The sequence below is a fragment of the Pseudomonas sp. PSE1(2024) genome (genome assembly GCF_050990555.1).
Classification (GTDB): domain Bacteria; phylum Pseudomonadota; class Gammaproteobacteria; order Pseudomonadales; family Pseudomonadaceae; genus Aquipseudomonas; species Aquipseudomonas aphyarum.
The window spans coordinates 1,446,484-1,469,957 of sequence record NZ_CP158967.1 but is presented as its reverse complement, the minus strand read 5'-3'; the positions used below and the strand labels follow the sequence as shown (position 1 = coordinate 1,469,957).

At 62.2% G+C, this 23,474-nt stretch carries 22 protein-coding genes; 8 read left to right on the top strand and 14 right to left on the bottom strand.

The features are described from left to right. The first annotated feature begins 266 nt into the window (after window positions 1-266). Window positions 267-1,526 carry an OprD family porin gene (locus ABTV87_RS06555; RefSeq protein ID WP_433899151.1) on the top strand — a complete coding sequence of 420 codons (1,260 nt, stop codon included), beginning with the start codon at window positions 267-269 and terminating at the stop codon, window positions 1,524-1,526. Window positions 1,527-1,701: 175 nt separating this feature from the next. Beyond that, window positions 1,702-2,517 (top strand): methyltransferase domain-containing protein, encoded by an 816-nt coding sequence (locus ABTV87_RS06550; RefSeq protein ID WP_433899150.1) that lies wholly within the window; start codon window positions 1,702-1,704, stop codon window positions 2,515-2,517. A 51-nt stretch (window positions 2,518-2,568) separates the two neighbouring features. Here the strand turns inward: ABTV87_RS06550 and pcaC are convergent, their stop codons facing one another. The 11 genes from pcaC to pcaR form a co-directional block, all read right to left on the bottom strand. Beyond that, a complete protein-coding gene (pcaC, locus tag ABTV87_RS06545) occupies window positions 2,569-2,961 on the bottom strand; it encodes a 4-carboxymuconolactone decarboxylase (protein WP_011332825.1) in 393 nt (130 codons plus the stop codon). A 10-nt stretch (window positions 2,962-2,971) separates the two neighbouring features. Beyond that, complete coding sequence (gene pcaD / locus ABTV87_RS06540; protein WP_221532852.1) at window positions 2,972-3,763, bottom strand: 3-oxoadipate enol-lactonase; 792 nt, start codon at window positions 3,761-3,763, stop codon at window positions 2,972-2,974. 12 nt (window positions 3,764-3,775) lie between these two features. Next, entirely contained in the window at window positions 3,776-5,140 is a 1,365-nt protein-coding gene (locus tag ABTV87_RS06535) for a 3-carboxy-cis,cis-muconate cycloisomerase (RefSeq protein ID WP_433899149.1), read from the bottom strand. Window positions 5,141-5,186: 46 nt separating this feature from the next. Then, window positions 5,187-6,482 (bottom strand): MFS family transporter, encoded by a 1,296-nt coding sequence (locus tag ABTV87_RS06530; protein WP_433899148.1) that lies wholly within the window; start codon window positions 6,480-6,482, stop codon window positions 5,187-5,189. 220 nt (window positions 6,483-6,702) lie between these two features. Then, window positions 6,703-7,269: a protocatechuate 3,4-dioxygenase subunit alpha gene (gene pcaG / locus ABTV87_RS06525; RefSeq protein ID WP_007957832.1), complete on the bottom strand. Its 567-nt coding sequence runs from the start codon at window positions 7,267-7,269 to the stop codon at window positions 6,703-6,705. Window position 7,270: 1 nt separating this feature from the next. Continuing rightward, a complete protein-coding gene (pcaH, locus tag ABTV87_RS06520) occupies window positions 7,271-7,975 on the bottom strand; it encodes a protocatechuate 3,4-dioxygenase subunit beta (protein WP_007957831.1) in 705 nt (234 codons plus the stop codon). A gap of 36 nt (window positions 7,976-8,011) precedes the next feature. Beyond that, window positions 8,012-9,217 (bottom strand): 3-oxoadipyl-CoA thiolase, encoded by a 1,206-nt coding sequence (gene pcaF, locus ABTV87_RS06515; protein ID WP_177323256.1) that lies wholly within the window; start codon window positions 9,215-9,217, stop codon window positions 8,012-8,014. Beyond that, a complete protein-coding gene (locus ABTV87_RS06510) occupies window positions 9,214-9,993 on the bottom strand; it encodes a CoA-transferase subunit beta (protein WP_007957829.1) in 780 nt (259 codons plus the stop codon). Before ABTV87_RS06510 ends, pcaF begins: the two co-directional genes overlap by 4 nt. Next, window positions 9,993-10,850 (bottom strand): CoA transferase subunit A, encoded by an 858-nt coding sequence (locus ABTV87_RS06505; RefSeq protein WP_003222404.1) that lies wholly within the window; start codon window positions 10,848-10,850, stop codon window positions 9,993-9,995. Before ABTV87_RS06505 ends, ABTV87_RS06510 begins: the two co-directional genes overlap by 1 nt. Before the next feature lie 194 nt (window positions 10,851-11,044). Next, the gene (locus ABTV87_RS06500) at window positions 11,045-12,391 is read right to left on the bottom strand and encodes an MFS transporter (protein WP_085605396.1); all 1,347 of its coding nucleotides are present in this window, start codon (window positions 12,389-12,391) and stop codon (window positions 11,045-11,047) included. 295 nt (window positions 12,392-12,686) lie between these two features. After that, window positions 12,687-13,529, bottom strand: coding sequence for a pca regulon transcriptional regulator PcaR (pcaR, locus tag ABTV87_RS06495; RefSeq protein WP_007917109.1), 843 nt, complete (start codon window positions 13,527-13,529; stop codon window positions 12,687-12,689). A gap of 642 nt (window positions 13,530-14,171) precedes the next feature. Between pcaR and ABTV87_RS06490 the strand changes: the two genes are divergently transcribed. Together ABTV87_RS06490 and ABTV87_RS06485 are read left to right on the top strand one after the other, a co-directional pair. Continuing rightward, window positions 14,172-14,372: a hypothetical protein gene (locus tag ABTV87_RS06490; RefSeq protein ID WP_007957826.1), complete on the top strand. Its 201-nt coding sequence runs from the start codon at window positions 14,172-14,174 to the stop codon at window positions 14,370-14,372. 375 nt (window positions 14,373-14,747) lie between these two features. Next, complete coding sequence (locus ABTV87_RS06485) at window positions 14,748-16,223, top strand: inorganic phosphate transporter (RefSeq protein WP_007957824.1); 1,476 nt, start codon at window positions 14,748-14,750, stop codon at window positions 16,221-16,223. 557 nt (window positions 16,224-16,780) lie between these two features. On the opposite strand, the gene ccoM is transcribed toward ABTV87_RS06485, so the two are convergent. Together ccoM and ABTV87_RS06475 are read right to left on the bottom strand one after the other, a co-directional pair. Next, a complete protein-coding gene (gene ccoM, locus ABTV87_RS06480) occupies window positions 16,781-16,897 on the bottom strand; it encodes a cytochrome c oxidase subunit CcoM (RefSeq protein WP_007959205.1) in 117 nt (38 codons plus the stop codon). Between the two features lie 145 nt (window positions 16,898-17,042). Next, entirely contained in the window at window positions 17,043-17,204 is a 162-nt protein-coding gene (locus ABTV87_RS06475) for a hypothetical protein (protein ID WP_007959203.1), read from the bottom strand. A gap of 185 nt (window positions 17,205-17,389) precedes the next feature. On the opposite strand from ABTV87_RS06475, the gene ABTV87_RS06470 reads away from it, so the two are divergent. The 3 genes from ABTV87_RS06470 to ABTV87_RS06460 all read left to right on the top strand — a co-directional run bounded on the left by ABTV87_RS06470 (window position 17,390) and on the right by ABTV87_RS06460 (window position 20,023). Further along, the gene (locus ABTV87_RS06470) at window positions 17,390-18,256 is read left to right on the top strand and encodes a LysR substrate-binding domain-containing protein (protein WP_085605394.1); all 867 of its coding nucleotides are present in this window, start codon (window positions 17,390-17,392) and stop codon (window positions 18,254-18,256) included. An 88-nt stretch (window positions 18,257-18,344) separates the two neighbouring features. After that, window positions 18,345-18,815 carry a RidA family protein gene (locus ABTV87_RS06465; RefSeq protein WP_074691428.1) on the top strand — a complete coding sequence of 157 codons (471 nt, stop codon included), beginning with the start codon at window positions 18,345-18,347 and terminating at the stop codon, window positions 18,813-18,815. After that, on the top strand, window positions 18,812-20,023 hold the full coding sequence (locus tag ABTV87_RS06460; protein WP_085605392.1) for an aminotransferase class V-fold PLP-dependent enzyme: 1,212 nt from the start codon (window positions 18,812-18,814) through the stop codon (window positions 20,021-20,023). The genes ABTV87_RS06465 and ABTV87_RS06460 overlap by 4 nt, the downstream gene beginning before the upstream one ends. Here the strand turns inward: ABTV87_RS06460 and ABTV87_RS06455 are convergent. Next, window positions 19,993-20,334, bottom strand: coding sequence for a hypothetical protein (locus tag ABTV87_RS06455; RefSeq protein WP_007959194.1), 342 nt, complete (start codon window positions 20,332-20,334; stop codon window positions 19,993-19,995). The genes ABTV87_RS06460 and ABTV87_RS06455 overlap by 31 nt on opposite strands. A 243-nt stretch (window positions 20,335-20,577) precedes the next feature. Between ABTV87_RS06455 and rapA the strand changes: the two genes are divergently transcribed. Further along, a complete protein-coding gene (gene rapA / locus ABTV87_RS06450) occupies window positions 20,578-23,424 on the top strand; it encodes an RNA polymerase-associated protein RapA (RefSeq protein WP_085605390.1) in 2,847 nt (948 codons plus the stop codon). The last annotated feature ends 50 nt before the right edge of the window (window positions 23,425-23,474 follow it).

The window sequence follows — 23,474 nt, the reverse complement described above, 5'->3', positions numbered from 1 at the left end:
CCCGCCGATTGGCGGGCTTTTTGTTGCCTGCCAATCTTGCGTTCGATAATCGCCCGAATTCCACTTTCGCCGATTGAATCGCCTCGCCCGCGCCCCGCACCATTCGAACCACAAAACCAATAACAACAGGTTCGACACCATGCTCCCGCGCCCTGCACCATCCGGCTGATCGCCGCCGCTCGCCCCCTGATCCCATTGAATTTCTGCGCCTCAGAAACGGCCGCAGCGCCCCCGTTCGCCCAAAAAAACAAGAGAGACCCGAGCCCATGAAAACGTCCCCTGCGCCCTACGCACTTCCCGGCCTGATCGCCCTCGCCCTGGCCGGCATCGCGCTGCCCGCTGCGGCTGAAGAAGCCGGTTTCATCGAAGGGGCCAAGGTCAACCTGAACCTGCGCAACTTTTACATCAACCGCAACTTCACCAACCCGACCAAGGCTCAGGGCAAGGCTGAAGAGTGGACGCAGAACTTCATCCTCGACGCCAAGTCCGGTTTCACCCAGGGCACCGTCGGGTTCGGCCTGGATGTGCTGGGGCTGTATTCGGTGAAGCTCGATGGCGGCAAAGGCACCGGCGGCACCCAGGCGCTGCCGTTGGATCATGACGGGCGTCCGGCGGACACCTTCGGCCGTACCAACGTGGCGTTCAAGGCCAGGCTGTCGCAGACCGAAGTGAAGGTCGGCGAGTGGATGCCGGTGCTGCCGATCCTGCGTTCGGACGACGGTCGCTCGCTGCCGCAGACCTTTCGCGGCGGCCAGATCACCTCGAAGGAAATCGACGGCCTGACCCTCTACGGCGGCCAGTTCCGCGCCAACAGCCCCCGTGACGACAGCAGCATGAGCGACATGTCGATGACCGGCAAAGCCGCGTTCACCTCCGATCGCTTCAACTTCCAGGGCGGCGAATACGTGTTCAACGACAAGCGCACCCAGATCGGCCTGTGGAACGCCGAACTCAAGGACATCTACAGCCAGCAATACGTCAACCTGATCCACAGCCAGCCAATCGGCGACTGGACCTTGGGCGCCAACCTCGGTTTCTTCTACGGCAAGGACGACGGCAGTGCCCGCGCCGGCGACCTCGACAACAAGACCTGGTCGGGGATGTTCTCCGCGCGATACGGCGGCAACACCTTCTACGTCGGCCTGCAAAAACTCACGGGCGACAGCGCCTGGATGCGGGTCAACGGCACCAGCGGCGGAACGCTCGCCAACGACAGCTACAACTCAAGCTACGACAACGCGCAGGAACGTTCCTGGCAACTGCGCCACGACTACAACTTCGCCGCCCTCGGCGTGCCCGGCCTGACCCTGATGAACCGCTACATCAGCGGCGACAACGTGCACACCGGGACCATCACCGACGGCAAGGAATGGGGCCGCGAATCGGAACTGGGCTACACCGTGCAAAGCGGCGCACTCAAGGACCTGAACGTCAGATGGCGCAACTCGACCATGCGCCGTGACTTCAGCAACAACGAGTTCGACGAGAACCGTCTGATCGTCAGCTATCCGATCAGCCTGCTCTAAGGCTCAGCACCATCCGTCAGGATTAATGGTACGGCGCCAGCCGACGCGTAGAGTGGATCCACCTGAAGGACTCAGGTGCTCCACCCTCTTCGCTTCCGTTATCTGTTGATGTCGGTCCTCAAGACTTGGCCAGGTTGTCATCGGAAGACCCTGCTGATCACTGGAGGACGACCTCATGATCACCCGACTCAACCCCGCTCCCGTCGACAAAGACTGGGATGCCAGGGCGTACGAGCAGTTTTCCCGTCTCAGGCAACAACCGGTCGATGAACTGCTCGGCCGCGTCGAGCTGGACAATCCTCAACGCATTTATGACCTCGGTTGCGGCACCGGGATTGCCACGAAGGTTCTGGCCAATCGCTGGCCGCAGGCAAATCTCAAAGGCATCGACAGTTCGAAAGACATGCTTCAGGTCGCCCGTTGTCTGCCGATCAAGGCGCGCTGGCAACACGCCGAGCTGCAACACTGGAAACCCCGCAAGCCGGCCGACCTGCTGTTCGCCGCGGCCGTGCTGCATTTCATCGATGACCATCAAACACTGTTGCCGGGACTGCTTCGACACCTCAACCCCGGCGGTTGTCTGGCCGCGCATATGCCGGACTGGCGCGATGCTCTGTGGTATCGGCTGATGCTCGACACCCTCGAAGATGCCGGCCCCTGCGGCCGCCCCATCGGCACTGCGCAATTGCGCCAGCGCATGGCGACGCGGCCGTTGTTGTCGCTGGAGGATTACTACCGATTGCTCGCGCCGCTGACCCGGTCGCTGGATATCTGGGAAACCGAGCAGTTGCAGGTGGTCGACGGCAAGTCGCCGGTTTATGACTGGGTGAAGGTGTCGGCGCTGCGGCCGGTAATGCAGGGACTGACGTCAGAGGAACAGGCGCGCTTCATCTATCACTACCTGATGCGGGTGCATGCGCATTATCCGCAGGAGAAAAACGGACACACGTTGTTTGCGTTCAAGCGGATTTTCATTGTTGCCAAGGTGTGAGGTTCAAGGGATCGCAGCCTTCAACAGGCTGCGATTCTTCAAACTCGACGATTACTCACGTGATTCAGTACCCAGCTCATCCCACACCGATTCAGCCAGATGAAACGTCGCATTCGCAGCCGGAATCCCGCAGTAGATCGCGCTCTGCATGATCACTTCCTTGATCTCGCCGCGGCTCACGCCATTGTTGGCCGCTGCGCGCAGGTGCAACTTGAGTTCACCTTCGCGGTTCATGCCGATCAGCATGGCAATGGTGATCAGACTGCGGGTGTGGCGCGGCAAGCCCGGACGGGTCCAGATGTCGCCCCAGGCGTGACGGGTGATCATCTCCTGGAATTCCGAGTTGAACTCGGTCAGCGTGGTCAGGCTGCGATCGACGTGAGCGTCGCCGAGCACCGCGCGGCGCACTTGCATGCCGTCGTCGTAACGTTGTTTCTCGTCCACGAAAATCCCCTCAATCGGCCAGCAAAAAGGTCAGCACGCGGTCGCTGAACGCGTCGCCGGCCTGAACGTTGGAAAGGTGCGCCGCATAAAACTCGGCGTACTCGGCGCCGCGCACATGCTCCTGAATGAAATGCCCGCCGGACGGTGGCGTCACCGCATCTTCGGTACCGGCGATCACCAGCAGAGGCGCCTTGATCGACGACAACTGCTCACGGAAATCCGCATCGCGCACCGCCGCGCAGTTGGCGGCGTAACCTTCAGGATTGGTCGCGGCCAGCATGTCGGTGATCTGCTTCGCGGCTGCCGGATTGGCGGCAGAAAAGTCCGGGGTAAACCAGCGGGCAATCGATGCATCGCGCAACGCGACCATCGCCGCCGGGCCGTCGCGCAGCACGGTTTCGATGCGTGGGTTCCAGACTGACGGGTCGCCAATTTTTGCGGCGGTATTGCAGACGATCAGTTTGTTCAGACGCTGGCCGGCGTTGATCCCCAGCCACTGGCCGATCAACCCGCCCATCGACAGACCGCAGAAATGCGCGCGTTCAATGTGCAGCGCATCCAGCAGCGCCAGCACGTCGCGACCCAGTTGCTCGATGCTGTAAGGGCCCGGCGTCACCAGCGACTGGCCGTGCCCGCGCGTATCAAAACGCAGCACGCGAAAATGTTCGGTGAAGGCCGGCATCTGCACGTCCCACATATGCAGGTCGGTGCCCAGCGAGTTCGACAGCACCAGCACCGGCGCATCGGCCGGGCCTTCCAATGTGTAATGCAGTTCGCCATCGGCGAGTTGAACGAAAGCCACAGCCCTCTCCTTTCAGTCAGACAATGCGTTGTGTTCGGCCACCGCTCGCTCGACCCAGACCTGCGCCTGACCGAGGTAATGGGCGGGATCGAGCAGATGATCCAGTTCGGTTGCGCTCAGTTCGGCGGTCACTTGCGGCTCGTCACCGAGTACCGCCCGCAAGTGGCGCTGTTCGGCCACCGCTCGTTTGCAGCATTGTTCGAGCAAATGATGCGCAGTGTCGCGGCCGACCCGTTGCGCGAGCACGATGCTCACTGCTTCGGCCAGCACCAGACCTTGAGTCAGTTCCAGGTTACGGGCCATGCGTGCGGCATCGACCTCCAGACCGTTGGCCAGCAGCCGCGCCTGCTGCAGCGCGCCCGACACCAGGCAGCAGATCTCCGGCAGGGTTTCCCATTCGGCGTGCCACAAACCGAGGCTGCGTTCGTGTTCCTGGGGCATGGCGCTGAACAGCGTCGAGACCAGCCCCGGCACGCGGGTCGCCGCACCGATCAGCACCGCCGCACCCACCGGATTGCGCTTGTGCGGCATGGTCGAGGAACCACCCTTGCCCGGCGCCGACGGTTCGAACACTTCCGCCGCTTCGGTCTGCATCAACAGGCTGATGTCGCGGCCGAATTTGCCGAGGCTGCCGGCGATCAGGCCGAGCACCGCGCCGAACTCGACGATGCGATCACGCTGGGTATGCCACGGTTGTTCCGGCAGGGTCAGTTGCAGTTCTTCTGCCAGCGCCCGGGCAATCGGCAATGCCTGTTCGCCGAGCGCCGCGAGGGTGCCGGACGCGCCGCCGAATTGCAGCACCAGCAGTCGCGGCTTGAGCTCGCGCAGACGCTGACGACTGCGAGTGATCGCGCCGAGCCAACCGGCGATTTTCATCCCTAGGGTGACCGGGGTCGCGTGTTGCAGCCAGGTACGCCCGGCCAGTGGCGTCGCGGCGTGGCGCTGCGCCTGAATGGCGAGCGAGTCGGCCAGTTGCGCCAGCTCCCCTTCAATCAACGCCAGCGCCTGACGCAATTGCAGCACCAGCCCGGAATCCATCACGTCCTGGCTGGTAGCGCCCAGATGCACGTAGCGCTCGGCTTCGGCATCGGTCGCGGCAATCTGTTTGCCCAAGGCCTTCACCAGCGGAATCGCCGAATTGCCGGCCGTGGCAATCGCCTCGCCCAGCGCGGCGAAATCAAACAGTCCGGCGCGGCAGGCGTTTTCGATCGACGCGACAGCACCCGCCGGAATCAATCCGACCCGCGCTTCGGCCCGGGCCAGCGCCGCTTCGAAGTCGAGCATCGCCTGCACCCGACCCTGATCGCAGAACACGTCGCGCATATCGCGGGCAGTAAAGTAGGCATCGAACAATTGATTGCCCGGTCGCTGAGTCATAAACAGTCCTTGCCGGCGCGGGCCGTTGTGGCCCGCGCGCATCGGTTTAAAGGTCGTGGTGCAAATACTTCGCTTCTTTGGGCAGGCGCAGGCTGAACAGGAACGCCACGGCCATCATGATCGTGACATACCAGTAGAACGCGTTTTCCATGCCGCCGGCCTTGAGGCTCAGGGCGACGTATTCTGCCGAACCACCGAAGATCGCGTTGGCCACCGCATACGCCAGACCAACGCCGAGGGCGCGGACTTCCGGCGGGAACATCTCGGCTTTCACCAGACCACTGATCGAGGTGTAGAAACTGACGATCGCCAGCGCCACGGTGATCAGCACAAAGGCCAGGAACGGGCTGCCGACACTTTTCAGGCTGAGCAGGATCGGCACTGTGAACAGCGTACCGAGGCCGCCGAACCAGAGCATCGAGTTACGCCGGCCGATCTTGTCGGCGAGCATGCCGAACAGCGGCTGCATGCACATGTACAGGAACAGCGCGCCGGTCATGATGTAGCTGGCGGTCTTGGCGTGCATGCCGGCGGTGTTCACCAGGTACTTCTGCATATACGTGGTGAAGGTGTAGAAAATCAGCGAGCCGCCAGCGGTGTAGCCGAGCACGGTGATGAATGCGGCCTTGTGGTCGCGGAACAGTGCGCGGATGCTGCCGGCATCCTTGTTCTCGCGCATTTCCTTGCTGGTGGTTTCTTTCAGCGAACGGCGCAGGAACAGCGAAATCAGCGCGGCGGCCGCACCGACCACGAACGGAATCCGCCAGCCGTAGGCACGCAATTCTTCTTCGGTGAGGAACTGTTGCAGGATCACCACCAGCAACACCGCCAGCAGTTGCCCGCCGATCAGGGTCACGTACTGGAACGAGGCGAAGAACCCGCGCTGGCCCTTGAGCGCGACTTCGCTCATGTAGGTCGCGGTGGTGCCGTACTCACCGCCCACCGACAGGCCTTGCAGCAAGCGCGCGAACAACAGCAGCAACGGCGCCCAGACGCCGATGTCCTTGTAGGTCGGCAGACAGGCGATCAGCAACGAGCCGAAGCACATCATCAGGATCGAGATCAGCATCGAGTTCTTGCGCCCGTGCTTGTCCGCGACCCGGCCAAAAATCCAGCCGCCGATCGGTCGCATCAGGAACCCGGCGGCGAAGACGCCTGCCGTGTTGACCAGCTGCACCGTGGGGTTGTCGGAGGGGAAGAATGCCGGGGCGAAATAGATCGCGCAGAAGGCGTAGACGTAGAAGTCGAACCATTCGACGAGGTTGCCGGACGACGCGCCGACAATGGCGAAGATGCGCTTGCTGCGCTCTTCACCGGTGTAATGGGAGATGAGGGTTGTCATTGTTTTTCACTCGATAGGGACAGTGAGAGTCTAGACACACTTTGCAACAATCCCGTTCCACATTGGATCAGCAACACGGACCTCAGATCGTTCCCACGCTCTGCGTGGGAATGCATACCGTGACGCTCCGCGTCACAGTGGACGCAGAGCGTCCATGGCGGCATTCCCACGCGGAGCGTGGGAACGATCACTACTCTGCGCGGGAACGATCGGTGTTCTTTCAATAATCGAAGAACACGGTTTCCGCATCAGTGCCCTGCAGAATCACATTCCACTGATAAACCCCCGCCGCATCCGGCTTCGCCAGCAACGTGGTGCGGCGCTCGGCCGGTACGCATTCGAGCAGCGGGTCATTGACGTTCGCCGGATCGCCTTCGAAGTAGATCCGCGTCAGCAAGTGCTTCACCAAACCGCGCGCGAACACCAGCACCACCAGATGCGGCGCCTGGGTCGAGCCCTTCAGGCCTTCGACCGTGCCCGGCTTGATGGTGGTGAAACGGAAGCGCCCTTCCGCATCCACCGGCACCCGGCCAAAGCCTTCGAAATTCGGATCGAGCGGCTTGGCCTGCTCGTCTTCCGGGTGGTCATATTTGCCGGCGGCGTTGGCCTGCCAGACTTCGAGCATGGCGTCGTTGACGACATCGCCGTTGCCATCCACCACTTGCCCGCTGATCGCCACGCGCTGGCCGAGGGTCAGTTCGTTGGCGAGGTTTTCACGGTTCAGCCAGGTCAGGCCGATGTGGTAATACGGCCCGACAGTGTGGGACGTGGTCGCAGTCAGGGTCATCTCATTTCTCCATCGGCGTGGCTTCGCGGCCGCGCAGCACGATGTCCCAGCGATAAGCGAGGGCGTAGGACGGAATGGTTTTTTCCAGATCGAAAGCGGCGATCAGGCGTTCCTTGGCCGAGGTGTCCGGCACGCAGTTGTAGATCGGGTCGTACGGCAGCAGCGGATCGCCCGGGAAATACATTTGCGTGACCAGACGCGTCAGGATGCTCGGCCCGAACAGCGAGAAATGCACGTGCGCCGGGCGCCAGGCGTTGTGGTGGTTGCCCCACGGATAGGCGCCGGGCTTGATGGTCTGGAACTGATACCAGCCGTCGGCGTCGGTCACGGTGCGGCCGGTGCCGGTGAAATTCGGGTCCAGCGGTGCGTCGTGCAGGTCGCGGGCGTGGTTGTAGCGACCGGCGGCGTTGGCCTGCCAGATCTCCACCAGAATCCCCGGCACCGGCAGACCGTCTTCGTCGAGCACACGCCCGTGAATGATGATCCGCTCGCCGAGCGGTTCACCCTGATGCTGGGCGGTCAGATCGTTATCGGTGTCGGCCACACGCTCGGCGCCGATGGTCGGGCCGGTGATTTCCGACAGCGAATGCGGCAGAAACACCAACGGCTTGGACGGCGAGCGCAGATTGGTGGATTGATAATTCGGGTGCAGGTACGGCGGCTGGGTGCCTTCCTGCGGGCGGCGGTAACCAGGCTTGTCAGTCATTTCGCTTTCCTCTGTTCTTGTTCGTCACGGCTTGCGTCAGACGCGTTCGATGGCCAGGGCCAGACCCTGGCCAACACCGACGCACATGGTCGCCAGACCTTTCTTGCCACCGGTCTTTTCCAGCTGATGCAGGGCGGTCAGCACCAGACGTGCGCCGCTCATGCCCAACGGGTGACCGAGGGCAATCGCGCCGCCGTTCGGGTTGACCTGGGCCGCGTCGTCCGCCAGCCCCAGCTCGCGCAATACCGCCAGACCCTGGCTGGCAAACGCTTCGTTGAGTTCGATCACATCGAAATCGCTGACTGCCACACCGAGGCGTTCAGTGAGTTTGCGCACCGCCGGCACCGGGCCGATGCCCATCACCCGTGGCGCGACTCCGGCGCTGGCCATGCCCAGCACTTTGGCGCGGGCGGTCAGACCGTGTTTTTTCACTGCTTCGGCCGAAGCCAGAATCAGCGCGGCGGCACCGTCGTTGACGCCCGAAGCGTTGCCGGCGGTGACGGTCTTGTCAGGGCCGTTGACCGGTTTCAATTTGGTCAGGGCTTCAAGCGTGGTGTCAGCGCGAGGGTGTTCGTCCTGGCTGACCACGGTTTCGCCCTTCTTGTGGGCGATCCGCACTTCGACGATTTCTTCGGCTAAGTAGCCGGCAGCCTGGGCAGCGGCAGTACGTTGCTGACTGCGCAGGGCGAAAGCGTCCTGATCCTCGCGGGAAATTTCGTAATCGTCGGCGACGTTGTCGGCGGTCTGCGGCATCGCATCGACGCCGTACTGGGCCTTCATCAACGGGTTGATGAAACGCCAGCCGATGGTGGTGTCTTCCAGCTTCATGTTGCGCGAAAACGCCGCATCCGCCTTGCCCATCACGAACGGCGCGCGGGACATCGACTCGACACCACCGGCAATCGCCAGCTCCATTTCGCCGCTGGCGATGGCGCGGAACGCTGTACCGATGGCATCCATTCCCGACGCGCAGAGGCGATTGAGGGTGACGCCCGGAACGCTCTCCGGCAGACCGGCCAGCAACAGCGCCATGCGCGCCACGTTGCGGTTGTCTTCGCCGGCCTGGTTGGCGCAGCCGAGGAATACTTCGTCGATGGCGCTCCAGTCCACCGACGGGTTGCGTTCCATCAGGGCCTTGATCGGCACGGCGGCCAGGTCGTCGGCGCGAACTGCCGCCAAACCACCACCAAAACGACCGATGGGCGTACGGATCGCATCGCAGATATAAACGTCGCGCATCATGCTTCTCCCGGTGCCTGGCCGTGGGCCGCTGCGGTGCGGGCTTCAAGATCGCGCAGGGCGGTCAGCTCAACCTCGGTCGGTTCGGCGGTGGTGGCCACGCTGTCGGCAAAACGGATCGCCCAACCGGTGGCGGCGACCACTTGCTCGCGGGTCACGCCCGGGTGCAGTGCGGTGACCACGAATTCGTGGGTGCCCTCTTCCGGCTCCATGATGCACAGGTCAGTGATGATCCCGACCGGGCCGGCGCCCGGCAGGCCCAGACGTTTGCGCGAATCGCCGCCCTCGCCATGGCCGACCGAGGTGATGAAATCGAGTTTGTCGACAAACGAACGCGCCGACTGTTTAAGGATGATCAGCACGCTTTTGGCGGAACCGGCGATCTCCGGCGCGCCGCCGGCACCCGGCAGGCGCACTTTCGGCTGGTGATAGTCGCCAACCACGGTGGTGTTGATGTTGCCGAAACGGTCGACCTGGGCTGCGCCGAGGAAACCGACGTCGATGCGTCCGCCCTGCAGCCAGTAGCGAAAAATCTCACCGGTCGGCACGACGGTGTCAGCGGTTTCCGCCAGTTCGCCGTCACCGATCGACAGTGGCAACACGCTGGGTTTGGCGCCGATAGGGCCGGATTCGTAGATCAGCACCACGTCCGGCGACGAGGTCAGGCGCGCCAGGTTGGCGGCTTTCGACGGCAGGCCGATGCCGACGAAGCACACCGAGCCGTTCTTCAGGCGACGGGCCGCCGCAACGGTCATCATTTCATTGGTGGTGTAAGTCATTACTTGGCCTCCGAAGCAGCGGCCAACTTGGCCTGGAACTCGCTGAAGTCAGCGCAGCCATGGATGTATTCGTTGATCCACGCGGTAAACGTCTCACGGTCGCGGGCGATCGGATCCCACGCCTGATAGAAACGGTTGTCACGCTCGGTGTAACCGTGGGCGTAGGACGGATGCGCGCCACCGGGTACATGGCAGACCGCGCTCAAGGCCCAGGTCGGCAGCACGCAGGCGTTCATCGGGGCGTTGAGGTTGTCGACGATTTCTTCGACTGTGACGATGCAACGCTTGGCGGCCAGTGCGGCTTCTTTCTGCACACCGAGGATGCCCCACAGCAGCACGTTGCCCTGACGGTCGGCCTTCTGGGCGTGGATCACGGTCACGTCCGGACGCACCGACGGCACCGCCGCCAGCACTTCACCGGTGAACGGGCACGTTACGGATTTGATCAGCGGGTTGACCTTCGGCAGGTCGGAACCGGCGTAGGCCCGCAGTACCGCGAACGGTAGGCCGGAGGCGCCGGCGACGTAGGCATTGGCCAGGTCGGCGTGGCTGTGTTCTTCGATTTCCAGCGCATGCGGCCATTGCTTCTCGACCGCGTCGCGCAGACGGTGCAGCGAACCCACGCCAGGGTTGCCGCCCCAGGAGAAGATCAGCTTGCGTGCACAGCCGGCGCCGATCAGTTGGTCGTAGATCAGGTCAGGCGTCATCCGCACCAGAGTCAGATCTTTCTTGCCCTGACGAATGATTTCATGACCCGCCGCCGTAGGGATCAGGTGAGTGAAGCCTTCGAGCGCGACGGTGTCGCCGTCGTTGACGAATTGCTTCACCGCGTCGTGCAGCGAAAGGATCTCAGCCATGGAGCGGGCTCCTGTTTTTGTAATGAATCGCCAGTGATAAAAAGGCGCGAGGTTCTGCGCCGGAGTCACTGAAGATTAAGCCGCTGATTTTCGCCAAACAATCCGATAATCGACTGAGTGTTCGTTTATCGAACAGATTGTTATCTGCCTAATGATCACTCCCGCACCGCGTGCGGGAGTGAAGGAAGTGGATATCACGTCGCGTCCGCGTGACTGACCAGGCCCTTGATCACTACCGCTGCGGTAGCCAGGCCCGCCGGAATCACCAGCGCCGTAAGCACCTGTTCGAAATTCCAGCCCAGGCCCAGCAAGGTCGCGCCCATCCACGCCCCGAGAATCGCGCCGAACCGGCCGATCCCGAGCATCCACGACACACCGGTCGCCCGACCCTGCGTCGGATAAAACCGCGCCGCCAGCGACGGCATCGCCGATTGCGCGCCGTTGACGCACATGCCCGCCACCAGCACCAGCGTTGCCAGCAGCGTGATGTCGCCCAGGCTCTGCCCCACGGCGTAGGCAAACACCCCGGCCAGCAGGTAGAAAATGCCGATCACCTTGTGCGGATTGAACCGGTCCATCGCCCAGCCTACGCCCACCGCGCTCAACACCCCACCGAACTGGAACAGCGCGCCGATGAACGCCGCCTGCTCCATGCTCGCGCCACTGTCGCGCATCAGGGTCGGCAGCCAGCTGGTCAGCAGGTAAACGATCACCAGGCCCATGAAGTAGGTCAGCCACAGCAGCAACGTGCCGACGCTGTAGGTGCCGGAGAAAATCACCGCGAACACATTGCGCGCTTTGACGGTTTTCTGTTCCGGCACGCTGAAACTCGCGGCCTGAGCGACGGTGGACGGGTCAATGGGCGCGAGGGTCTTGCGCACTTTGTCGGTGCCGCGATTGCGCACCACCAGATAACGCGCCGATTCCGGCAGCCAGAGCAGCAACACCACGGTGAGGATCAGCGGCAGGATCCCGCCGATCAGCAGCAGGCTGTGCCAGCCGAATGCCGGGATCAGCTTGGCCGAGATGAATCCGCCGCCGGCCATGCCGAGGTTGAAGCCACAGAACATGCTGGTCACCAGAAGCGATTTTTTGCGCTCCGGGGTGTATTCCGACAGCAGCGTGGTGGCGTTCGGCATGCCGGCGCCCAGGCCCAGACCGGTAAGGAAACGCAGCACCAGCAGTTGATCGACATTGGTGGCGTAGGCCGAAGCCAGGCTGAAAGCACCGAACAGAAAAACCGCGCCGACCAGTACGACTTTTCGCCCGAAGCGGTCAGCCAATGGCCCGGAGCCCAGCGCGCCAAAGACCATGCCGATCAGCGCGGCGCTCATCACCGGGCCAAGGCTGGCGCGGTCGATGCCCCAGTCCTGGGACAGGGCCGGCGCGATAAAACCCATGGCCGCGGTGTCGAGGCCATCGAGGAACACAATCAGGAAACACAGAATCACCACTCGCCATTGATAGCGCGAGATCGGTTGGGCATTGATGAAGGACTGCACGTCGAGGCAGTGACCCACAGCGGACTGAGGCTGGTTCATTATTTTTATTCCACGCAAGAAAACGCAGTCGAACGGCGGCCGGCCAGAGAGCGGCACGGTCACAACTATATAAGGAAGGAATCTGGCGTTGCGCTAATACCGGCAACAGGAACGGGAGCGGCGACAGTCGGGGAACGTGCGCATGGGAAGTTGCCTCTTGTCATTATTATGGGAGTCGACAATCCGGCGGGCTCATTCACATTCGCGCCGGATGACGCTGCCGCGACATTAATGATCCGGGGGTTTTAGCGTCAATTCGATAAACGCAACTCTGTGCGTTTATCGAACACCTTCATCAGGCAAACAATTGCGCGCTGAGGTCGCGACTGGCGCTCAACAGGCCCGGCAGAAAGCGCTGCTCCAGCTCGGTACGACTGACGCGACCGGCGTGGGTGCTGACATTGAGCGCGGCCACCACCTGGCCGGAAGCGTCGTAGACCGGCACGGCAATCGAACGCAGGCCCTGCTCCAGTTCCTGATCGACGATGCACCAGCCCTGCTGCCGCACTTCCTGCAGGCATTCGAGCAAGGCGTCGGGGGTGTGAATCGTGCGGCTGGTCTTGGCGACCAGTTCGGCGTGGTCGAGGTATTCGCGCAGCGAGGTGTCGTCCAGCGCCGCCAGCAGGATCCGTCCCATGGACGTGCAGTACGCCGGCAAACGCCCGCCCACCGAGAGGTCCACCGAAATCAGACGCTGAGTGGTGGCCGAACGGGCGATGTAGAGAATGTCGTCGCCTTCCAGCGTGGCCATGTTGCAGGCCTCGTGCAGTTGCTCGCTCATGCGGTCGAGGTACGGCTGGGCCGAGACCGCCAGCGGCGTCGAAGACAGATAGGCGTGACCGAGAGTCAGCACTTTGGGCAAAAGCGAATAAGTGCGCCCGTCGGTGGTGGCATAACCGAGTTTGATCAGTGTGTGCAGGCAACGGCGCACGGCGGCGCGGGGAATTTCCGTGCGGTGGCTGATCTGGGCGATGGTCAGGTGGCGCTTGCGCTCCTGAAACGCCTGCACCACCGCCAAGCCACGGGCCAGGGAGGTCATGAAATCCGGATCACCGGTCAGGGCCTGGATACGCTTGGCCGGCGAAGCGACGATCGGCGGCGCTACCGAGGTGAAGGAATTGCGCATTTGATCGTTCATGTCAGGTCCTTTTTTTCTTGTTCGGATCAACGGCTATACAAGCGGCTCGCCGGCGGATACACAAGCGACAGACCGCCAACACCGGGCGATTATCGAACCGTCGACCGATAATCGCAATCGCCCTCGCCTCCTCGGCCGGGCTGTGCAGGCCGGATTTGAACTTGGAACGCCGGTGCGGTTTAAGCGCCTTAGTTGTTCGACTAAATGGCGCCAGAAACCAAACACTGCGCAACAACGATGCAACTATTGATGAAAGTTGCACGTCACAAAACAATCACACATCCGGAACCGTTTTTAACTTGGCAAAGATAGTCAATCCCGATTCGGCCGCTATAATGCACCTCAGTGACACCGCGCTTTTATTTGCCGACGGTGCCACCCGCTGGCGCGATGTCCATCGCCGCCGGCCCCGGCCAGCGCCTGATGCTCATTACTCATGCACCGCCAGCGCGCTCGCTGAAACAGGAAACTGATGCTGCGTCAGTTTTAATCTGGTGCCGTAGCCGCCTGCAACATGGAAGTCCTGACCGTCTTCCCGACAACACCGCTGCCTGTCCGGGCGAGCGCTTGTTGGTGAACCGGTTAAATGATTCGTTGCAGTGCGTTCACCAGACATTTATCTCAACTCATACAGGTAGCACTGTGACGAAAGACGAACTGCGCGCGGAACTTGAGCGCCAGGAACAACGTTACAAGGAAGTTTACGGCGGGGAAGTCACCACCTACGCCGCCCAGCCCGAACCAGAACGCAAAGCCTGGCGTAAACGCCCTACCGTTCAGGATCAGGTCTTCCAGCAAGAACTGAAAAAAATGGAAGAGGAACTCAAAGCCGAAGAGCCGTGATGCCTTCCTTTGAGACTTTCGAGGGTAAGCGTACTCACCGGGTTACAAGCACGGTGGACTGACGATGCCTTGCGCGCCCGCTACCCGCGGGCAGCGGCCAACTCCCCTGTATTGCACAGGTCTGGAGCATGTCAGACGCGTTTCTCAGATATTTCATACAAGTTTCAGCCCCCTCCCGACAACCGGCCAATCCGCCGGCGCATCGCATTTTTCTCAATTGAATCAACACCTTGCAAAACCCTGTAAAAAGCTTGGGTAATGCACCTTGATACAAATTAATTTGGCGAAGACGCTTACCGATGAGCAGGTAGGGGATCGATTTCCAGTCTTTTCTGGCATAATCGCGCCCCCTTATGACCGGGTCAGAAAACCTTCATGATCGATTTATTCAGCGGACTGGATGCCTGGGTGCTTGTGAGCCTCCTGCTCGCCCTGACATTTGTCCTCGCCTTCGAGTTCATCAATGGATTTCATGACACCGCTAACGCGGTAGCCACTGTTATCTACACCAAAGCGATGCCGCCTCACCTGGCGGTGTTCTTCTCGGGCGTGTTCAACTTCCTCGGCGTACTGCTGGGCGGCGTTGGCGTGGCGTATGCCATCGTGCACCTGCTGCCGGTAGAACTGTTGATCAACGTAAACACCGGCCATGGTCTGGCAATGGTGTTCTCGCTGCTCGCCGCCGCGATCGCCTGGAACCTGGGCACCTGGTACTTCGGTATCCCGGCCTCCAGCTCGCACACGCTGATCGGTTCGATCCTCGGTGTCGGCCTGGCCAACGCCCTGATCAACGAAATTCCACTGGCCGACGGCGTCAACTGGCAGAAAGCGATCGATATCGGCGCCTCGCTGGTGTTCTCGCCGATGGCCGGCTTCCTGATCGCCGCGCTGGTGCTGATCGGCCTGAAGTGGTGGCGCCCGCTGTCGAAGATGCACAAGACGCCGGAACAGCGCCGCAAGATCGACGACAAGAAGCACCCACCGTTCTGGAACCGCCTGGTCCTGGTGATCTCGGCCATGGCCGTAAGCTTCGTGCACGGCTCCAATGACGGCCAGAAAGGTATCGGCCTGATCATGCTGGTACTGATCGGTATCGTGCCTGCGCAGTTCGTACTCGACCTGAACAGCACCACCTACCAGATCGAACGTACTCGCGACGCGACCCTGCACCTGAGCCAGTTCTACAAACGCAACGCCGACACCCTGGGCGAATTCCTGGCCCTGGGCAAAAGCGTGGAAGGCGACCTGCCGGAGAAATTCCGTTGCAACCCGCAACAGACCGAACCGACCATCGCCGCCCTCCTCGACACCCTCAAAGGTGTAGCGGACTACCACTCGCTGTCCTCGGAAAGCCGAATCGAAGTGCGTCGCTACCTGCTCTGCCTGGACGACACCGCGAAGAAAGTCAGCAAACTGCCAGGCCTGGCACCGCGTGAAAAGGCTGACCTAGACAAACTGCGCAAAGACCTGACCACCACCACCGAATACGCCCCGTTCTGGGTAATTCTGGCGGTCGCACTGGCCCTGGGCCTGGGCACCATGGTTGGCTGGAAACGCGTGGTACTGACCATCGGTGAGAAGATCGGCAAACAAGGCATGACCTACTCGCAAGGCATGTCGGCCCAGATCACCACCGCCAGCCTGATCGGCATGGCCAACATCTTCAGCCTGCCGGTGTCCACCACCCACGTCCTCTCCTCGGGCGTTGCCGGCACCATGGTCGCCAACAAAAGCGGCCTGCAAGGCGGCACGGTGAAAACCATCCTGCTGGCCTGGGTCCTGACCCTGCCAGCCACCGTGGCCCTGTCGGCCGGCCTGTTCTGGCTGGCATCGAAAGCGCTGGGTAGCTGATAGACCGCTGAAATGAAAAAGGCGTGATTCGAAAGGATCACGCCTTTTTTGTTGCCTTCAGAAATGGGACGCGGAGCGTCCCGGGCTGCATTCCCACGCAGAGCGTGGGAACGATCAAGCTGTTAGCTTCCGCTTCCCACCACTCACCACGATGAGCGTTAGCTCGAGTACCGCTCTTGACGTGCCGGCCCCATCGGAAGGCTGAGTGGAGGGATTTATCCGGGGGTGGGCGCGTAGCGCCGTTTGGCGGAGCCAAACACATCGAGAGGAGGTGCAGCGAAGCAAACCGTAGGCGATGCCCCCGGATGAATCCCGGAACGAAGGAACACCGAGCCTAAGCGAGGCGCCGAACGCAGGGGCCAAGCCTTTTGGTTACTTTGGGGCGTTTGCCAAAGTGACCCGCCGTAAGGGCGGAACCATAAGCGGCAACACCCACAAAAACGGATATTCACAAAAAACACCCAAAGCATGGTCGGCCCAAAGGCCGCCAAGACACAAAAAAAAAGGGCAACCGAAGTTGCCCAAAATGCCTTGCGTGCTCATCAAACCCGGAAGAATCAAGGCTTCTTGCGCTTGTTCGCATCCTTCCAGATAAAAAATCCAAACCCTGCAAAAAACAGAACCATCAGCCCCACAGTCAGGACCCCGGCAAACACCACGTTATCGAAAAACATGACTGGCCTCCTGGCCCCTGCTCTGCTGCGATGGAGCTAAGTTAACCAATCAGGCAGGCGCAGGAATTGACCGGGATCAATGCCGGTCACCATGGGGAGGGAAGGAAGGGAAATAACTGACCTGCATCAACGGATGCAGGGGAGATCAACGCTTTTTCGGTTTGTTTTTCGGCTTTTTCTTCGGTTTACCCAAAGGCATGGCCTGCTCGAAAGCCTGGCGTACTTCATTCAGGCGCTTCTCGTTGAGGTCATGAACCCGCTTGGCGCGTTCGGTGTTGAGGTCGATCAGCTTGTCGTCTTGGCTCATGGCGTTCGGTGCATCACTTGGACTGAATCACAACTGCCGGATCACCGACAGGACTGCGCCAATAATGCGGCCTGACGCAGGCGCTGACCAGCCACTGACCTAAACGCTCTACAACAATTCATGTACCGCCCACCGGATTTGCCCGCACAATCGGCGCCTCGCCCTGAACCCGAAGGATCTGCGCCGTGCCCCTGCATCAGGATCTGCCACCGCTGATGGCCTTGCGCGCCTTTGAGGCCGTGGCCCGCCATTTGAGTTTCATCAAGGCTGCCGATGAGCTGTCGGTGACCCAAAGCGCGATCAGCCATCAGGTGCACAAACTCGAAGAATTCCTCGATCAGCGACTGTTCGTGCGCCGCACCCGGGCGATCGATCTGACACCCGCCGGCGAACAATACTACCGGCAGATCGAGCCGGCCCTCGCCGCGATCGCCGCCGCCACCCACGACCTGCGCGGCGAGCGCCCCACCACCCTGCGCATCGGTCTGCTCGCCTCTTTCGCCACTTTATGGCTGGCGTCGCGTCTGGCGGATTTCAACGCGAAATACCCGAACATCCATGTCGAACTGCTGCCCGCCGTGCAACTGGCCGATGTCGACGCCGGCGAGGTGGATCTGGCGATCCGCTACGGCAAGGGCGGCTGGCCGAAAGTCCAGGCCCGGCGGTTCATGGTTGAAACCCTGACGCCGGTGTGCAGCCCGGCCTTCAAGGCCAAAGGCGTGAACAACGGGCCGTTGCTGATGGCCAAGTCGCACCAGCCGTTCGAATGGATCGACTGGCAGCAACACAGCGGCATCGATCTGGCTCATGTGCCCAGCGTCATGCTCCACGACTACAACATCGTCGTCGAAGCAGCCGTCGCCGGTCAGGGTATTGCCATGGGTCGCCAGCGAATGATCGAACGGCGGATCAAGGAAGGCGCGCTGGTGCCGGCCTTCGACACGCCGCCAATGCTCGGCGAGATCGGTTATTGGCTGGTCACCCCGCAACGCCCACAAACTCCGGCTGCGCAAAGTTTCTGCGAGTGGCTGGAGGAAACCGCGAACGCATGAGTTTTTTGGATGCGTCGGATTAAATCTATCCGTTTGTCGCCCTTCGCTCGCATCAACATGCTGAAGCCCTCACTCAGGAGGACTTCCCATGACCGATTCCCTCAGCCAACGCGTTCAACAACTCGGCTTGCGCCTGCCCGAACCGAGTCAGCCAATCGCCAATTACGTCAACCATGTGGTCAGCCAGAATCAGTTGTTCATCTCCGGGCAGATTCCATTGCTCGACGGCAAACCTGCGTTCATCGGGCGACTGGGCGAAGCGATCTCCGATGAAGAAGGGGCCAACGCCGCCGAACTGGCTGCCTTGGGCCTGCTCGCCCAGTTGAGCCATGCGCTGGGCGATGACCTGTCGAAACTGGTACGCATCCTGCGCCTCGGGGTTTTCGTGGCCGCCACACCGGACTTCAAGGCTCAGGGCGTCGTCGCCAACGGCGCCTCGAACCTGCTGGTCAACGCCCTCGGCGACAAGGGCCGGCACGTGCGCACCGCGGTCGGTGTGGCGAGCCTGCCGGCCGGCGTCGCGGTGGAAATCGACGCGATCTTCGAGCTCAAACCGTGAACATCGACGACCTCTCGCGCCTGCGCGCCGCCACGCCCGGCTGCGCTCAGGTGGTCCACTTCAACCACGCCGGCGCCTCGTTGCCGAGTCAGGCGACCCTCGACGCGGTGATCGAACAGTTGCAACGCGAAGCGCTCGGCGGGCCGATGGAAGTGGCGAACAACCGGGTACAGGAACGCGCGCGCATCGCGGCCGCCACCTTGTTCAACGCCCAGCCCGAGGACATAGCCTTCGCCAGCAGCGGCTCGGCGGCCTGGAGCCAGGCGTTCAACGCGCTGGGGCCGTGGCAGCCCGGCGAGCGGATTCTGGTGGGGCGCCATGAATGGGCCGGCAATCTGGCGTGCATCGCCGAAGCGGTGAAGGCCGGCGCGCGGCTCGAAGTGATTCCTTGTGACGCCCATGGCGCGGTCGACCCGCAAGCCTTGGCGCAGATGATCGACAGCCAGGTACGCCTGATCGCCCTGACCTGGCTGCCGGCCAACGGCGGCCTGATCAACCCCGCCGCGCAGATCGGCAGTGTGGCGCGGCGCCACGGCATCCCTTATTTCATCGACGCCGGTCAGGCGCTGGGCCAGTTGCCTTGCGATGTTCAAGACTTGCAGTGCGACGTGCTCAAGGGTGCCGGGCGCAAATTCCTGCGCGGGCCGCGCGGCACGGCGCTGATGTACATCCGGCCGCAATTTTTGCAACGGTTGCTCCCCGTGCAACGCGATGTTTTGTCGGCGCCATGGGACGGCAAGCGCTTCACCTTGCGCGACGACGCGTGCCGCTTTGAAACCAGTGAAGTGTCACTGGCACTGCTGGCCGGGCTGGCCAATGCGCTGGAAGAGTACAACCGCCTCGGCGCGATCCCCGTCCGCCGGCGCATCGAACAACTGAGCAGCGGATTGCGCCAACGCCTGAAGGCGATTCCCGGCCTGACGCTGCGGGATCTCGGAACGGCGAATCAACAATCCGGGCTGATCGCCTTCACGCTCGAAGGCTGGGACAGCATGGCGCTCAAGCAGACGTTGGCCGAACGACGAATCAACATCGGCGCCAATGGCGTGGCCTACACGCCGCTGGACATGCAGGCGCGCGGGCTGACGAATATTGCGCGGGTGGCGGTGAGCTACTTGAACACGCAAGAAGAGATCGACGTGTTGCTGGAAAACCTGACGGAGCTGGCCGCCCGGCCTCAGATCTCGATGTCGACCCAAAGCCCCTGACGCGGCTGATCTTCCATCAGCGGCGCCACCGGCACGGTGTTGTCGGCATTCAGTTCGGTGCCGGGCACGGCGAGGTGTGCTTCCGGGTCGTCGTCGGCTTCGCGGCGCCGGCGATCGCGTTCCTGCTGGCGACGCTGCTCTTCGCGCAGCAGATAGCCGTCCTCTTCCGGATCGCGCTTTTGCAGGTCGATGGTGCTTTCGTTGGAGCTTTCCTGCACCGGCACCACAGGGGGAATGTCCGGTCGCTGGCGGATCGGATCCTGCTGGGAGGTGATCGGCACGGCGCTCAGGGGGAGCATCGGTGGCAGCATATGAAGGGTCTCCTGTCAGCAGGTTATCGGCGGCGCCAGGGGTGCCTTGAGCCATCGGTCGCAAACTTGTGACCGGTTTGGCACTCAAGGGTGCCGCAACATCCCGTAAAACCGATGCATGACCTAATCTTCCCTGCAATTGGCCGATTGCGGTTAAAAGCCGGGCCGAGGCTCCTTATCCTTTGGCCTCGGGCCCTCATTCCGTTAAGATAGCCCGCTTTTTCAAGGTGGGAGTCAGGCAGCATGGCGCAGCAGTATCAACCGGGGCAACGCTGGATCAGTGACAGCGAAGCAGAGCTTGGTTTAGGCACCGTTCTGGCACAGGACGGCCGCTTGTTGACCGTGCTTTACCCGGCCACTGGCGAGACTCGCCAGTACGCGCTACGGAATGCGCCCCTCACCCGCGTGCGGTTCTCGCCCGGCGATTCGATCACGCACTTCGAAGGCTGGAAGATGACTGTCCAGCAAGTCGACGACGTCGACGGCCTGATGGTCTACCACGGCCTCAACGCGCAGAACGAAGCGGTCACCCTGCCGGAAACCCAGCTGTCGAACTTCATTCAGTTCCGTCTGGCCAGCGACCGTCTGTTCGCCGGCCAGATCGACCCGCTGGCCTGGTTCTCCCTGCGTTATCACACCCTGGAACACACCAGCCGCCAGTTGCAGTCTTCGCTCTGGGGCCTGGGTGGCGTGCGCGCACAACCGATCGCCCACCAGTTGCACATTGCCCGTGAAGTCGCCGACCGCATCGCGCCGCGCGTATTGCTGGCGGACGAAGTAGGTCTGGGCAAGACCATCGAAGCCGGCCTGGTGATCCATCGCCAGTTGCTGTCGGGCCGCGCCAACCGCGTGCTGATCCTCGTACCGGAAAACCTCCAGCACCAGTGGCTGGTGGAAATGCGCCGCCGTTTCAACCTGCAGGTCGCGCTGTTCGACGAAGAACGCTTCATCGAAAGCGATGCCACCAACCCGTTCGAAGACACTCAGCTGGCCCTGGTGGCGCTGGAGTGGCTGGTCGACGATGAGAAGGCACAGGACGCCCTGTTCGCTGCCGGCTGGGACCTGATGGTGGTCGACGAAGCCCACCACCTGGTGTGGCACGAAGAGAAAGTCAGCCCGGAATACTCGCTGGTTGAACAGCTGGCCGAAGTCATTCCCGGCGTGCTGCTGCTCACTGCCACCCCGGAACAACTCGGCCAGGACAGCCACTTCGCCCGTCTGCGCCTGCTCGATCCGAACCGTTTCCATGACCTGGCCGCCTTCCGCGCCGAGAGCGAAAACTATCGCCCGGTGGCCGAAGCCGTTCAGGAGCTGCTGGACAAGGGTCGCCTGTCGCCGGCCGCGCACAAGACCATCCACGGTTTCCTCGGCAACGAAGGTGAAGCCCTGCTGACCGCCGTCAACGATGGCGACACCGAAGCCAGCGCCCGCCTCGTGCGTGAACTGCTCGACCGCCACGGCACCGGCCGCGTGCTGTTCCGTAACACCCGCGCCGCCGTGCAGGGTTTCCCGGAGCGCAAACTGCACCCGTACCCGCTGCCGTGCCCGGACGAATACCTCGAACTGCCGCTGGGCGAACACGCCGAGCTGTACCCGGAAGTCAGCTTCCAGGCCCAGCCGGACGCCAGCGAAGAAGAACGCTGGTGGAAATTCGACCCGCGCGTCGAGTGGCTGATCGACCAGCTGAAAATGCTCAAGCGCACCAAAGTGCTGGTGATCTGCGCCCATGCCGAAACCGCGATGGACCTGGAAGACGCTCTGCGAGTGCGCTCCGGCATCCCGGCCACGGTGTTCCACGAAGGCATGAACATCCTCGAGCGTGACCGCGCCGCCGCCTACTTCGCCGACGAAGAGTTTGGCGCGCAGGTACTGATCTGCTCGGAAATCGGCAGTGAAGGTCGCAACTTCCAGTTCGCTCACCACCTGGTGCTGTTCGATCTGCCGTCGCACCCGGACCTGCTGGAACAACGGATCGGTCGTCTCGACCGGATCGGCCAGAAACACATCATCGAACTGCACGTGCCGTACCTGGAAACCAGCCCGCAAGAGCGCCTGTTCCAGTGGTACCACGAAGCGCTGAACGCGTTCCTCAACACCTGCCCGACCGGCAACGCCTTGCAGCATCAGTTCGGCCCGCGCCTGCTGCCGCTGCTTGAAGAAGCCGACGACGGCGAGTGGCAAGCGCTGATCGACGAGGCGCGCACCGAGCGCGAGCGTCTGGAAGCCGAGCTGCACACCGGTCGTGACCGCCTGCTGGAGCTCAATTCCGGTGGCGCCGGCGAAGGTGAAGCGCTGGTCGAGGACATCCTCGAACAGGACGATCAGTTCGCCCTGCCGATCTACATGGAAACCCTGTTCGACGCGTTCGGCATCGACAGCGAAGACCATTCGGAAAACGCCCTGATCCTCAAGCCGAGCGAGAAGATGCTCGACGCCAGCTTCCCGCTGGGCGACGACGAAGGCGTGACCATCACCTACGACCGCAACCAGGCGCTGTCGCGCGAAGACATGCAGTTCATCACTTGGGAACACCCGATGGTGCAGGGCGGCATGGATCTGGTGCTGTCCGGTTCGATGGGCAACACCGCCGTCGCGCTGATCAAGAACAAGGCGCTCAAGCCGGGCACCGTGCTGCTGGAACTGCTCTACGTCAGCGAAGTGGTTGCCCCGCGTTCGCTGCAATTGGGCCGTTACCTGCCGCCGGCCGCCCTGCGCTGCCTGCTCGACGCCAACGGCAACGACCTGTCATCGCGCGTGGCGTTCGAGACCTTGAACGATCAACTGGAAAGCGTGCCACGCGCCAGCGCCAACAAGTTCATCCAGGCCCAGCGCGATCAGCTGACGCCACGGATCAACGCCGGTGAAGACAAGGTCACCCCGCGCCACGCCGAGCGCGTGGCCGAGGCCCGCCGCCGTCTGGCAGCCGACACCGACGAAGAACTGGCACGCCTGACCGCGTTGCAGGCAGTCAACCCGACCGTGCGCGACAGCGAACTGGACGCCCTGCGCAAGCAGCGTGAACAGGGTCTGGCGATGCTCGACAAGGCCGCGCTGCGACTGGAAGCGATCCGGGTGCTGGTAGCGGGCTAAACCGCCCTGCTCCATCGCCAAAAATGAAAAGGCCCGCAGCGATGCGGGCC